This window comes from Agrobacterium sp. NPDC090283, assembly GCF_044769685.1.
Lineage (GTDB): Bacteria > Pseudomonadota > Alphaproteobacteria > Rhizobiales > Rhizobiaceae > Agrobacterium.
In genome coordinates, this window is record NZ_JBIVYG010000004.1 from 194,521 (window position 1) to 207,503 (window position 12,983).

The window sequence follows — 12,983 nt, forward strand, 5'->3', positions numbered from 1 at the left end:
GACAGGCGCCCGCGCGATTTTCCACGTCCGGGAGGTTTGGACATGGTCTCGCTTACCGATGAAACAGTCAGCTCGAAGGCGAAGGTGCGGATGCCCTTCCGGCCCGGCAATTTTACCGCTACCCTGCCGGCACTCATCCTGCTTGTCCTGTTCTTCGTCGTTCCGGTTCTGATCCTGCTGTCGCGCAGCGTCACCGAACCCGTCTTCGGATTGGGCAACTATGCCGCCCTGCTGGGAAGCTCCACCTATCTGAAGATCTTCTTCAACACCTTCGCGGTGTCGGCGCTGGTCACGGTCGTGTCGCTGACGATCGGCTTTCCCGTCGCCTGGGCGCTTGCCATCATGCCGGCGCGGCTCGCCTCCGTCGTCTTTGCCATATTGCTCCTGTCAATGTGGACCAATCTTCTCGCGCGCACCTATGCCTGGATGGTGCTGTTGCAGCGCACCGGCGTGGTCAACAAGACGCTGATGGGGCTCGGCATCATCGATCAGCCTCTGCCGCTGGTCAACAATCTCACGGGTGTGACGATCGGCATGACCTATATCATGCTGCCCTTCATCATCATTCCGCTCTATGGCGTCATCCGCAAGATCGATCCGGCCATTCTTCAGGCGGCGGCCTTGTGCGGCGCGACGCGCTTTCAGGCGCTGACGCGCATTCTCATTCCGCTGGCGGCCCCCGGCATGATTTCCGGCGCGCTGATGGTCTTCGTCATGTCGCTCGGTTATTTCGTCACCCCGGCGCTGCTCGGCGGCACGGCGAACATGATGCTGGCCGAACTCATCGCGCAATTCGTGCAGTCGCTCGTCAACTGGGGCATGGGCGGTGCGGCCGCACTGGTGCTTCTGGTCGTGACGCTCACTCTTTACGCCGTGCAGCTCAAATTCTTCGGCGCGGCCGGGGCAGGGGGACGCTGACATGCTTTTGAACTATAACAGCCTCGGCCTCTGGAAATGGCTGCTCCTGCTGATCACGGTGCTGACGGCGGCATTCCTCATCCTCCCGATCGTTTTCATCGCCGCGCTGTCCTTCGGTTCTTCGCAATGGCTGATCTTTCCGCCGCCCGGCTGGACGTTGAAATGGTATGCGGACTTCTTCGCCGATCCGCGATGGCTGGAGGCCGCCTGGACGAGCCTGCGCATCGCTTTGATGGTCACGGTGCTGTCCGTGCTGATCGGACTTGTCGCCTCCTTCGGGCTGGTGCGCGGCCGCTTCATCGGGCGGGGTACGCTTCGCGCGCTGTTCATGACGCCGATGATCCTGCCCGTCGTGGTACTGGCGGTGGCGCTTTACGCTTTTTTCCTGAAGCTTGGCCTTGCCGGCACCACCGCCGGCTTCGTCATCGCCCATCTCGTCGTGGCGCTGCCTTTTTCCATCCTGGCGCTGACCGGCGCGCTCGAGGGTTTTGACAAATCGGTCGAGGATGCGGCGGTGCTGTGCGGTGCAAGCCCCTTGCAGGCGAAAATCCGCATCACGCTGCCCGCCATCAGCCACGGCCTGTTTTCGGCGGCGATCTTCTCCTTCCTCACCTCCTGGGATGAGGTGGTGCTGGCGATCTTCATGGCTAGCCCGACATTGCAGACGCTGCCGGTCAAGATCTGGGCGACGCTGCGTCAGGACCTGACGCCTGTCATCGCCGCCGCCTCCACGCTTCTCATCGCGGTGACCATCATTCTCATGCTGCTTGTCGCGGCTGTGCGAAAAGGACTGAAAACATGACCAAACCGCTCCTGCAGATTCGCGGTATCCGCAAGCAATATGGACCGGTCGTCGCCGTTCAGGACGTCAATCTCGACGTGCAGCCGGGCGAGTTCATGACGTTTCTCGGGCCATCGGGTTCGGGTAAGAGCACGACGCTTTATATTCTGGCCGGTTTCGAACAGCCGACCTCGGGAGGCATACTGCTGAATGGCGAGAGCCTGCTGTCGACGCCGTCCCACAAGCGCAATATCGGCATGGTCTTCCAGCGTTATACCCTGTTTCCGCATCTGTCGGTCGGCGAGAACATCGCCTTTCCGTTGAAGGTTCGCCGTAAAGGCAAGGCGGAAATCGATGCCAAGGTGAAGGAGATGCTGCGGCTTGTCCGTCTCGAAGGTTTCGAGGACAGAAAACCGGCGCAGATGTCGGGCGGGCAGCAGCAACGTGTGGCGCTGGCGCGCGCTCTTGCCTATGATCCGCCGGTGCTTCTGATGGATGAACCGCTCTCGGCGCTCGACAAGAAGCTGCGTGAGGAAATCCAGTTCGAAATCCGCCGCATCCACCAGCAGACGGAAGTGACGATCCTCTACGTCACCCACGATCAGGAGGAGGCCTTGCGTCTTTCCGACCGGATCGCCGTGTTTTCGAAAGGGGTCATCGACCAGATCGGCACGGGACCGGAGCTTTATGCCCACCCGGCGACCCGTTTCGTGGCTGAATTCATCGGTGACAGCGATTTCATCGCCTGCGATCTCCTCGCAAGCTCGGACGGCAAGGCGACGGTTTCGCTCGGGCAGGATATCGTCTTCGATCATGTTCCGATGCATGGTGAGGCCGCACCGGGCAAGAAGGCGGCGCTGATGCTGCGTCCGGAGCGACTGCAGCTCAGCCGCAGCCGGCCGGTCGCGTCTGCCGGTTTTCAGGTCACGGTCAGCGACATCACCTTCCTCGGCAACAACGTTCATGTGGTTGCTCATACCGGTTCGGGTGAACCGCTTGCGGTGCGTCTGCCCTTCGGCCACGAAGCGATTTCCGGTCTTAACCGGGGCGATCTCGTGCATCTCGCCTTCGATCCGGCCTCGGCCCAGGTTTTCTGTTGAGGGACCGGCCCATGCATCTGAATGATCCCACACTTCTAGGTGAAAAAGTGCCCGTGGCCGGCCGCTGGGTCGGCTGCGATGGCCGCGACACGGCGACGATCCGCAATCCCGCAACGGGAGACGTCGTCGGACAGGTTCCTGAACTTGGTGCAACGGAAACGCAGGAGGCAATCGCTGCTGCCGTGATTGCCCAGAAGGCATGGGCGCGCCGCACGGCCGGTGAGCGTGCGACCATCCTGAAGGCGTGGTATCGGCTCGTCATGGAAAACCGTGACGATCTCGGCATGATCCTGACGCTGGAACAGGGAAAGCCACTCGCTGAAGCCAAAGGCGAAATTGCCTATGGCGCAAACTTCATCGAATGGTTTGCAGAGGAGGCGCGACGGATCAATGGCGAGACCGTGCCCGGCCATCAGCCGGACAAGCGAATTCTGGTCCTTCGCCAGCCGGTCGGCGTGGTCGCGGCCATCACGCCGTGGAATTTTCCCAATGCCATGATTACCCGCAAGGTCGGCCCGGCCTTGGCCGCGGGTTGTGCGGTGGTGCTGAAACCCGCGCCGCAGACGCCGTTTTCGGCGATCGCTCTCGCCATCCTCGCCGAGCGCGCGGGCCTGCCGCTCGAACTTTTCAGCATATTGACGGGACCTGCCACGGAAATCGGCGGTGTGATGACGGCAAGCCCGGATATCCGCCTTTTGACCTTCACCGGCTCGACGCGCACGGGAGAACATCTTTACCGGCAATGTGCGCCGACGATCAAGAAACTGGGGCTGGAACTCGGCGGCAATGCGCCCTTCATCGTCTTTGATGACGCTGACCTCGATGCCGCTGTTGAAGGCGCGATCCTTGCCAAATTCCGAAACAATGGCCAGACCTGCGTCTGCGCCAACCGTCTCTATGTGCAGAGCCGTGTCTATGATGCCTTCGCTGAAAAATTCGCACGCGCCGTAAAACAGCTGAAGGTTGGCAATGGGCTGGAGGAGGGGAGCATTCTCGGGCCCCTCATCGACGGGAATGCCGTCGCAAAAGTGGAAGCGCATATTGCCAATGCGCTTTCAAAAGGCGCAGAGATTGCCATCGGTGGCAGGCGACATGCGCTTGGCGGCAATTTCTTCGAGCCGACGATCCTGCGCAATGTCAATGCCGGCATGCAGGTGGCGCGTGAGGAGACCTTCGGGCCACTCGCTCCGCTCTTCCGTTTCGAGGATGAGGCGGATGTGATCGCGCAGGCCAACAATACCGATTTCGGCCTCGCCTCCTATTTTTATGCGCGTGATCTGTCGCGGGTCTTCCGGGTTGCCGAGGCCCTCGAATATGGCATGGTCGGCGTGAATACGGGCGCTATTTCCACCGCCGAGGCGCCTTTCGGTGGTGTCAAAATGTCGGGTCTCGGCCGGGAAGGGTCACGCTACGGCATCGAGGAATATACCGAGCTCAAATATGTCTGTATCGGCGGCATCGGCTGAGGCCGGGCCTCGAAGACGGATGCCTATGCCAGCAGCCCGCGCATGATCAGTTCGAGATGAATCTTCAGAACGGCCTGCCTGTCCAAAATGCGCCGGTCGTTGAAAATCAGCCGAAACACCAATGTCCCGACCATGGGCGACATGACGACCTTGGCGAGTTCGGGAGGATTGGCCCTGAACCTTTTTTTCGCCACGCCTTCCTCGAGGATCGCATCGATGCGCGCAAAGACCGGGGCCATCAACGTGTCATGGTGCTGGTCGATGAGATCGGGGAATTTTGCGCCTTCCGCGAGGATCAGGCGGAACAGCTCCCGCATCTTCTTGTTGTCGACGAGAGCATCGAACAGGAATTCCAGCAGCAGGCGAAGCTCCTCGACGGGGTCGTCGGATGTATGTGCATAGGCGTTGAATGCCTCCTGGAATGGCTGGGAGGCGTGCTTGACCATAGCCTCGAAGAGGGCCTCCTTGGTCTCGAAATAGACATAGACCGTCCCTTTCGTCACCCCCACCCGTTCCGCGATGTCTTCCACCCGCGTCGCGGTAAATCCCCTTTTGGTGAATTCCTCGAATGCGGCATCGAGAATTTGCAACGGACGTTGTATCTTCTGTTCAGCACGTGTCAGTTTTGCTTTCGCCATGGCCCCGGATCCCTATGTTTTTCGGCGCGTGCCCTTCTGTCCGTCGCGATTGGCGGAAATGAGAGTGGTTGCCTATAGCACCGGCGCAAAAACCGAAATGGATTTTTGTGAAGGCGCACGCGTGGCTCATTTGCCGGAACATTTCCGATCGCCCGCAGGAATGTGCCGGACAATGGAAAAATGATCATTCGGGAGGCCGGCGGGATATCCCGGACAGCTCCCCGCTCAGCGAAATAAGAATTTCATTGACTATTCAGTTAGTCAAATATTATAGGATGAGGCGAAGATCAAGAGGTCACCATGAGAACCATTCTTATCGCGGCGGCGCTTGGCGGTATTTTCGCCCTGTCGTCCTGCAGCAATGAAGAGCCGCCGGCCGAAAAGCCGTTACGCACCGTTGACGTGGTCGCGGCTGAGAAAAAGCCAGTCGATCGCGGCAGCGTCATAACCGGTGAAGTGAGAGCAAGGGTCCAGACGGATCTGTCTTTCCGCGTCAGCGGCAAGATTACCGAGCGGCTGGTGGATGTGGGAACGCGGGTCAAGACCGGGCAATTGCTTGCCCGCATGGATCCCGAAGAGCAAAAGGCCGATCTCGATGTCGCGCTCGCCAACCTGCAATCCGCGGAAGCGCAGCAGACGCAGGCGCAGCTGACGTTCGACCGTCAGCAAAGCCTCTTCAAGACGCAGGTGACGTCGCGTTCGGCGGTCGACAAGGCCCAGGAGACCCTGCTCACGACGCAGGGCGCGGTGAGATCGGCGCAGGCGCAGCTCGACACGGCGCGCGATGCGCTCTCCTATACCGAACTCAGGGCGGATGCGGACGGCGTTATCACGGCGCGTAATGTGGAGGTCGGCCAGGTGGCGCAGGCCGCCCAGCTCGTCTTCACGCTCGCGCATGACGGACCGCGCGATGCGGTTTTCGATGTCTACGAATCCCTCTTCCTTGAGCGCGATATCGACAATCTCGTCAATGTCAGCCTTCTGTCGGATCCCACCCGCAGCGTTGCGGCGCCGGTGCGGGAGATTTCTCCGACGATCGATCCGGACAATGGAACGATCAGGGTCAAGGTCGGGCTGAACGGCGATCTGACCATGCCGCTCGGGGCGCCCGTATCCGGCCATTTCCGCTTCAAGCAGGTGGATGCGATTGAGCTTCCGTGGTCGGCGATGACGTCGCAGGATGGTTTTCCCGCCGTCTGGGTGGTTGATCCGCAAACGTCGGAAATCGCCATGCGGCGTGTCGAGGTCGCCGATTACGAGACCGGTCAATTCGTCATCGCCCAAGGGCTTAACCCCGGCGATCTCGTTGTGACCGTCGGGACCAAATTTCTCCGCACCGGTGAAAAGGTCGCCTATGAAAAGGGGCAGGCACAATAATGTCCAGAATATACAGAAGCTTGTTTTTGGCGGCCGTGGCGATTGCAGTTTCCTCCTGTGAGGAGAAGCAGGAAGCCGCCGCCGAGGCGCCGCGCCCGGTGCTTTCCGTCGTCGTGGAAGAGAAACCGGCCGATGCGCTGCGGCTGACCGGCACGGTGGAATCGCGCATTCAGACCGATCTCGGTTTTCGCGTGCTCGGGCGCATTATCGCCCGCAATGTCGATGTGGCCGATCTGGTGAAGAAAGGCGACGTGGTGGCGTCGATCGATCCGCTGGCGCTTGAGCTTGCGGTGAAGAGCGCGCAGTCCGATCTTTCAAATGCCGAGGCGCAACTCGCCAATGCGGTGACGACCGAGCAGCGCCAGCGCGTGCTCGCCGAAGCCCGCAGCGGCACGGAAGCCGCACTCGAAGAAGCCGAACAGGCGACGCGCACCGCCAATGCCGCCGTCGCCAAGGCCCGCGCCAATCTGGACAAGGCCGAGGAGCAGCTGGGCTATGCGCAGCTTCACGCGGAATTTGACGGCGTGGTGACGGCAACCTCGGGCGAAATCGGTCAGGTCGTCTCGGCCGGCCAGACGGTCGTGACCATCGCCCGCCCGGAAGTGCGCGATGTGGTGGTCGATGTTCCGCAATTTGCGGCGCAGCGGCTGGAGATCGGTTCCGCCTTCGAGATCGCCCTGCAGCTTGACCCGAAAATCCGCACCACCGGCGTGGTGCGCGAGATCGCTCCGGAAGCGGAAACGGCGACGCGCACGCGCCGCACGAAGATCAGCCTTCAGGATGCGCCGCCGGCATTCCGGCTGGGGTCCGTCGTCACGGCCTCGGTGCTTGCCGCATCCGAACCGCAGATCACGCTTCCTTCATCAGCCCTTTTGAAAACCGATAATGGATGGGGTGTCTGGATCGTCAATGCCGATACGGCAACGGTGACATTCCGCCCGGTCACGATAGAGGGCGAGCCTGCCGAGGGCGGCAGCGTGCGCATCACCGGCGGCGTCAAGCCCGGCGAGCGCGTTGCCAGCGCCGGCGTTCACAAGCTTAGGGATGGACAGGCCATCAGGATCGATCAGGAGGTCCGTCAGTGAAGAAATTCAATCTCTCCGACTGGGCGCTCGAACACCGTTCGCTCGTCTGGTACTTCATGCTGGTTTTCGTTCTTGCCGGCGTTTTCTCCTATCTCAACCTCGGCCGCGAGGAAGATCCGAACTTCACCATCAAGACGATGGTGATCAGCGCGCAATGGCCCGGCGCTTCCGCCGAAGAAGTGGCGCGGCAGGTGACCGACAGGATCGAGAAGAAGCTCGAGGAACTCGACAATCTCGACCATCTGCGCAGCCAGACGGTTGCCGGCCGCACAACGATCTTCGTGGAGCTGGTGCCGGAAACCAAGGCGCGCAACGTCGAGCCCACCTGGGTGCGGGTGCGCAACATGATCGCCGACATCAAGGGCGATTTCCCCTCGGGCGTCGTCGGTCCCTTCTTCAACGACCGTTTCGGCGATGTCTATGGCAATATCTACGCCTTCACCAGCGATGGCCTCAGCCAGCGGCAGTTGCGCGATCTGGTGGAGGATGCCCGTGCGAAGGTGCTGACCGTCGACAATATCGGCAAGGTCGATGTCATCGGCGCGCAGGACGAGACGATCTATCTGGAGTTTTCCACACGCCAGATCGCGGCGCTCGGCATCGACCAGCAGTCGATCATCAAGACGCTGCAATCCCAGAACGCCGTCACGCAATCCGGCTTTGTCAATGCAGGCCCCGAGCGCGTGGCGCTGCGTGTGAGCGGGCAATTCACCTCGGAAGACAGCCTGCGGTCCATCAATCTCCGGGTCAACAACCGGTTCTTCCCGCTGACGGAAGTGGCGACGATCCGGCGCGGTTATGTCGATCCGCCGTCCTCGCTGTTCCGTTTTAACGGTCAGCCGGCCATCGGCCTTGCGATCGGCATGAAAACCGGCGCGAACCTGCTGCATTTCGGCGAGGCGCTGGATGCGCAGATGAAGCGGGTGGTGGCGGATCTGCCTGTTGGTGTCGATGTGCATCGTGTGTCCGATCAGCCGGCCGTGGTCGACGAGGCGGTCTCTGGCTTCACCTCGGCACTCTTCGAGGCGATCGCCATCGTTCTCGTCATCAGCTTCATCAGCCTTGGCCTCAGGGCCGGCATGGTGGTTGCCGTCTCGATCCCGCTCGTGCTGGCGATCACCTTCGTCTACATGGAATATACCGGCATTTCCTTGCAGCGTATCTCTCTGGGTGCCCTCATCATTGCGCTCGGGCTTCTCGTCGACGATGCGATGATCGCCGTGGAGATGATGGTCGCGCGGCTCGAGGTCGGCGACGACCTCAGGAAAGCGGCGACCTATGTTTATACCTCCACCGCTTTCCCGATGCTGACGGGCACGCTGGTCACCGTCGCAGGCTTCATTCCGGTCGGCCTCAACAACAGCGCAGCGGGTGAATTCACCTTCACGCTTTTTGTGGTGATCGCCGTTTCGCTGATCGTGTCGTGGATCGTCGCGGTCCTGTTCACGCCGCTGCTCGGCGTGACGATCCTGCCGAAGACGATGAAATCGCATCATGAGAAAAAGGGCCGTTTCGCCTCTGCCTTCTCCTGGATTCTCGGCCGGGCGCTGCGCTGGCGCTGGGTGACGATCATTCTCACCATTGCGCTGTTCGGCCTTTCCGTCGGCGGCATGAGCCTCGTGCAGCAGCAGTTCTTCCCGTCATCCGACCGCGTGGAGCTGATCGTCGACTGGAACCTGCCGCAGAACAGTTCCATTGCCGAAACCAATCGGCAGATGGCGCAGTTCGAGCAGGAAATGCTGGCCAAGAATCCGGATATCGACCACTGGACAACCTATGTCGGTGAAGGCGCGCCGCGTTTCATCCTGTCCTTCGACGTGCAGACACCTGACGTGACCTTCGGCCAGACCGTCATTGTCACCAAGGGGCTGGATGTGCGCGACAAGGTACGCGCCGACTTGCAGGATTATCTGAACCGGACATTCGTCGGCACCGATGCCTTCGTGAAACTGCTCGATATCGGTCCTCCGGTCGGAAAACCGGTACAGTACCGCTTGAGCGGCCCTGATATCCAGAAGGTGCGTGAACTGGGACAGCAATTGTCGGGCATTGTCGGTGAACACCGGCTCCTGTCCAACATGGTCATGGACTGGAACGAGCCGACACGCGTGGTGAAAGTGGATGTCCTGCAGGACAAGGCCCGCCAGCTCGGCGTCTCGTCGGAAGACATCGCCAATGCCATGAACAGCATTGTCGAAGGCTCGACCGTCACGCAGGTGAGGGACGATATCTACCTCGTCAACGTGGTGGCGCGGGCGCAGCTGGCGGAGCGCGGCTCCATCGAGACCTTGCAGAACCTGCAATTGCCGGCGACGAACGGCAAGGCCGTGCCGCTCTCGGCGATCGCCAATTTCCGCTATGAACTGGAGCAGCCGACCATCTGGCGGCGCGACAGGATCCCGACGGTCACCGTCAAGGCTGCCATTATCGGCCCGACGCAGCCGGCCACGATCGTCGAACAGCTGAAGCCGAAGATCGAGGCGTTTCAGAAAACGCTTCCCGTCGGCTACACGCTGGAGACGGGCGGTTCGGTGGAATCCAGTGCGGATTCGCAGGCGCCGATCGTCGCCGTCGTGCCCATGATGCTGTTTGCGATGGCGACCATCCTGATGATCCAGTTGCAGAGCTTCAGTCGGCTGTTCCTGGTCTTTGCCGTGGCGCCGACTGCCCTGATCGGCGTCGTCGTGGCGCTGCTCTTCTCCAATGCGCCGATGGGGTTTGTCGCCATCCTCGGCGTGCTGGCGCTGATCGGCATCCTCATCCGCAACTCGGTCATCCTCGTCGTGCAGATCGAGCATCTGAGAAGCGAAGGGGTCTCGGCATGGCATGCCGTCATCGAGGCGACCGAGCACCGCATGCGGCCGATCATGCTGACGGCGGCGGCGGCGACACTGGCCCTCATCCCCATATCGCGGGAAATCTTCTGGGGTCCAATGGCCTATGCGATGATGGGCGGCATCGTGGTGGGTACGGCGCTTACGCTGCTTTTCCTCCCCGCGCTTTATGTCGCATGGTTCCGCATTCCGCGTGAGGATGACAAGCCGGAGGGAGCGGAAGTCAAGGCGTAGTAGCGGACGCGGAAAGAGGGTGCGGCGATACCGCATCCTCTCTCCAACAAAAATATCCGCCGTCGTTGTTCCGGCGGGCAGGATAATGTTAGGAAGGTCGGCTTGGCCGCGAAAGCGGCGGCCGTCCTTTTGCGTTTGGACGGTTGTCTGGTTTGCGTCGATATTGCGAACATATTGAAAGTGCGGAGGGTTTAAAGATGGGCGGGTTGTCGGATTGGCTTGCGGATGCGCAGCCGATCAATCGCAAGAATGCCGCGGAAGCGGTGTTCGATGATATCCGTTCCGCAATTACCTCCGGGCAGCTTGCGGTCGGCACCCGGTTGCCTTCCGAGGCGGATCTTGCAGCACGATATGGCGTCAGCCGGCCGATCATTCGCGAAGCGCTGCGGTCGCTCCAGACCCTGGGGCTCACCCAGACCCGCACCGGAAGCGGCACTTATGTGATGACGCCGACGCCGCCCTCCGAATTGAATTATGGCGCCTATTCCGCCCGCGATCTGATCGAGGCCCGCCCTTTCATCGAGGTTCCTGCGGCCGGTTGGGCGGCGTTGAGGCGCACCGATGCCCAGCTCCAGGTTTTGCTTGACCTCTGTGACCGGATGGAAGCCGAAGAAAGGCCGCATCCCTGGGTGCTGCTGGATGGGCAGTTCCATTGCGCCATTGCGGAAGCTTCGGCCAACAGGCTGTTCGCCAAGGTGGTGGCCGATGCCCGTGAGGCGCTCTCCCAACAGTCAGAGATGGTCAACCTGATGGCCGGTCGCCGCGTCGCCTCGAATTTCGAGCACCGCCGGATCGTCGAGGCGATCCGGCGGGGTTCAGCGCCCGAGGCGCGGGAGGCGATGGAGCTTCACCTTGGGCAGGTGAAGCAGGTGGTGACGACGATCATCGGCGAAGATCGGCTTCGCCAGCCGTGACGGCGGGCAGGTTGGCAAGGTGCCGTGGGCTTAATGCCTGCTGCAATTGCGCATCGGTGAGATAACCGCGTTCCAGAACCACCTGCGGCACCGTGCGGCCACTGGCAAGCGCCTCCTTGGCCACTTCGGTCGCCGCATAATAACCGATCAGTGGGTTGAGCGCGGTGGCGAGACCGATGGACTCTTCCACGCGCTGCGCCATGATCGCCGGATTGGCCACGATGCCGTCGACGCAGCGTTCCGCCAGCGTACGGCAGGCGGCGCTCAGCTGGCTGATGCTCTGTGAAAGCGCACGTACGATGATCGGCTCGAAGGCGTTCAGCTGCAGTTGCCCGGCTTCGGCGGCCATGGTGATGGTGATGTCGTTGCCGATCACCGCATAGGCGACCTGATTGACCACTTCGGGAATGACCGGATTGATCTTGCCCGGCATGATGCTGGAACCCGCCTGAACCGAGGGCAGGGTGATTTCGCCAATCCCGGCGCGCGGGCCGGAAGAAAGCAGGCGAAGATCGTTGCAGGTCTTCGACAGTTTCACGGCAACGCGTTTCAGCACGCCGGAAAGGTGTACGAAGGCGCCGGGATCCTGTGTGGCTTCGATGAGGTCTGCGGCCGTCACCAGCGGGCGTCCGGTCAGTGCCGCCAGATGCTGGCAGGCAAGCGCCGCATAACCGCGTGGCGCGTTCAGCCCGGTGCCGATGGCGGTGGCGCCGAGATTGATCTCGTGCAGCAGTGCGGCGGATTCGATGAGGCGCGCCTGATCCTCTCCCAGCATCACCACGAAGGTGCGGAACTCCTGGCCGAGCGTCATCGGCACGGCGTCCTGCAATTGCGTGCGCCCGATCTTGATGAATTCGGCAAATTCCTGCGCCTTGCGGTCGAAGGCGTCCTTCAGCACGCCCATGGAAGCCGCCAGATCGTCGATTGATTCGATCAGGCCGACATTGACCGCGGTCGGATAGGCGTCGTTGGTTGACTGGCTGAGATTGACATGGTCGTTCGGGTGAAGGCGGGCATAATCGCCCTTTTCGTGGCCAAGCAGTTCAAGCGCACGGTTGGCGATGACTTCATTGGCGTTCATATTGGTGGAGGTACCGGCTCCGCCCTGAATTTCATCGACCACGAATTGCTCATGCAGCGCGCCGGCGCGGATTTCGCGGCAGGCCTCGGCGATGGCTTCCATCCGCTCCTTGTCGATGAGGCCGAGCTCGTGATTTGCGCGTGCCGCCGCCTCCTTCACATAGGCCAGTCCCCGGACGAGATAGGGGTTGTGGCCGATGGTCACCCCCGTGATCTTGAAGTTTTCCACAGCGCGCGCCGTGTGCACGCCCCAATAGACATCCGCCGGAATTTCCTTCGTCCCGAGCAAATCATGCTCCTTGCGCGTCACGCTCACTTTTTCCTCCACTGGCTTTTAAGCGTTGCTATATCTGTAAAGCTGTCTTACAGATTTTTTGACCTTAATTGGGGCAGAGGAGAAGGTCAATCATATCGAATACGCTTGACGAACGGCATTATCTGCCATTATGAGGGGCGAAAATCTGTCATGCAGCTTTACAGCGCTGCATGAGCATGCATGCTGGCCATATTCCAGCGCGGACTGTGCCAGTTTCATTTCATTTCCGGCTTATCGCCG

Annotated in this window: 10 protein-coding genes; 8 read left to right on the forward strand and 2 right to left on the reverse strand. The window is 61.0% G+C overall.

The genetic code is table 11. The features are described 5' to 3' along the window. Positions 1 to 90 precede the first annotated feature (90 nt). From ACIQUH_RS08275 to ACIQUH_RS08290, 4 genes are read left to right on the forward strand one after another with little or no spacing between them, the layout of a single operon-like run. Complete coding sequence (locus ACIQUH_RS08275) at positions 91 to 918, forward strand: ABC transporter permease (protein ID WP_400814009.1); 828 nt, start codon at positions 91 to 93, stop codon at positions 916 to 918. Between the two features lies 1 nt (position 919). Further along, positions 920 to 1,720: an ABC transporter permease gene (locus tag ACIQUH_RS08280; RefSeq protein ID WP_400813614.1), complete on the forward strand. Its 801-nt coding sequence runs from the start codon at positions 920 to 922 to the stop codon at positions 1,718 to 1,720. Next, complete coding sequence (locus tag ACIQUH_RS08285) at positions 1,717 to 2,799, forward strand: ABC transporter ATP-binding protein (protein WP_400813615.1); 1,083 nt, start codon at positions 1,717 to 1,719, stop codon at positions 2,797 to 2,799. Before ACIQUH_RS08280 ends, ACIQUH_RS08285 begins: the two co-directional genes overlap by 4 nt. 11 nt (positions 2,800 to 2,810) lie before the next feature. After that, a complete protein-coding gene (locus ACIQUH_RS08290; RefSeq protein ID WP_400813616.1) occupies positions 2,811 to 4,265 on the forward strand; it encodes an NAD-dependent succinate-semialdehyde dehydrogenase in 1,455 nt (484 codons plus the stop codon). A gap of 23 nt (positions 4,266 to 4,288) precedes the next feature. Here the strand turns inward: ACIQUH_RS08290 and ACIQUH_RS08295 are convergent, their stop codons facing one another. Beyond that, entirely contained in the window at positions 4,289 to 4,903 is a 615-nt protein-coding gene (locus ACIQUH_RS08295) for a TetR/AcrR family transcriptional regulator (RefSeq protein ID WP_400813617.1), read from the reverse strand. 300 nt (positions 4,904 to 5,203) lie between these two features. Here ACIQUH_RS08295 and ACIQUH_RS08300 point away from each other — a divergent pair, with 300 nt between their 5' ends. From ACIQUH_RS08300 to ACIQUH_RS08315, 4 genes are all read left to right on the forward strand, one after another. Further along, the gene (locus ACIQUH_RS08300; RefSeq protein WP_400813618.1) at positions 5,204 to 6,280 is read left to right on the forward strand and encodes an efflux RND transporter periplasmic adaptor subunit; all 1,077 of its coding nucleotides are present in this window, start codon (positions 5,204 to 5,206) and stop codon (positions 6,278 to 6,280) included. Next, positions 6,280 to 7,365 carry an efflux RND transporter periplasmic adaptor subunit gene (locus ACIQUH_RS08305; RefSeq protein ID WP_400813620.1) on the forward strand — a complete coding sequence of 362 codons (1,086 nt, stop codon included), beginning with the start codon at positions 6,280 to 6,282 and terminating at the stop codon, positions 7,363 to 7,365. The genes ACIQUH_RS08300 and ACIQUH_RS08305 overlap by 1 nt, the downstream gene beginning before the upstream one ends. Continuing rightward, positions 7,362 to 10,433: an efflux RND transporter permease subunit gene (locus ACIQUH_RS08310; RefSeq protein WP_400813622.1), complete on the forward strand. Its 3,072-nt coding sequence runs from the start codon at positions 7,362 to 7,364 to the stop codon at positions 10,431 to 10,433. Before ACIQUH_RS08305 ends, ACIQUH_RS08310 begins: the two co-directional genes overlap by 4 nt. A 197-nt stretch (positions 10,434 to 10,630) precedes the next feature. Beyond that, positions 10,631 to 11,347, forward strand: a complete 717-nt coding sequence (locus ACIQUH_RS08315) for a FadR/GntR family transcriptional regulator (RefSeq protein ID WP_400813623.1) — start codon at positions 10,631 to 10,633, stop codon at positions 11,345 to 11,347. Here ACIQUH_RS08315 and ACIQUH_RS08320 read toward each other — a convergent pair. Then, positions 11,316 to 12,743 (reverse strand): aspartate ammonia-lyase, encoded by a 1,428-nt coding sequence (locus ACIQUH_RS08320; RefSeq protein WP_400813625.1) that lies wholly within the window; start codon positions 12,741 to 12,743, stop codon positions 11,316 to 11,318. The two genes, ACIQUH_RS08315 and ACIQUH_RS08320, sit on opposite strands and share 32 nt — an antisense overlap. Between the last annotated feature and the right edge of the window lie 240 nt (positions 12,744 to 12,983).

Coding starts and splice junctions, on each gene's coding strand:
- ACIQUH_RS08275 (WP_400814009.1), top strand. CDS start 91: ATGCCCTTCCGGCCCGGCAATTTTACCGCTACCCTGCCGGCACTCATC.
- ACIQUH_RS08280 (WP_400813614.1), top strand. CDS start 920: ATGCTTTTGAACTATAACAGCCTCGGCCTCTGGAAATGGCTGCTCCTG.
- ACIQUH_RS08285 (WP_400813615.1), top strand. CDS start 1,717: ATGACCAAACCGCTCCTGCAGATTCGCGGTATCCGCAAGCAATATGGA.
- ACIQUH_RS08290 (WP_400813616.1), top strand. CDS start 2,811: ATGCATCTGAATGATCCCACACTTCTAGGTGAAAAAGTGCCCGTGGCC.
- ACIQUH_RS08295 (WP_400813617.1), bottom strand. CDS start 4,903: ATGGCGAAAGCAAAACTGACACGTGCTGAACAGAAGATACAACGTCCG.
- ACIQUH_RS08300 (WP_400813618.1), top strand. CDS start 5,204: ATGAGAACCATTCTTATCGCGGCGGCGCTTGGCGGTATTTTCGCCCTG.
- ACIQUH_RS08305 (WP_400813620.1), top strand. CDS start 6,280: ATGTCCAGAATATACAGAAGCTTGTTTTTGGCGGCCGTGGCGATTGCA.
- ACIQUH_RS08315 (WP_400813623.1), top strand. CDS start 10,631: ATGGGCGGGTTGTCGGATTGGCTTGCGGATGCGCAGCCGATCAATCGC.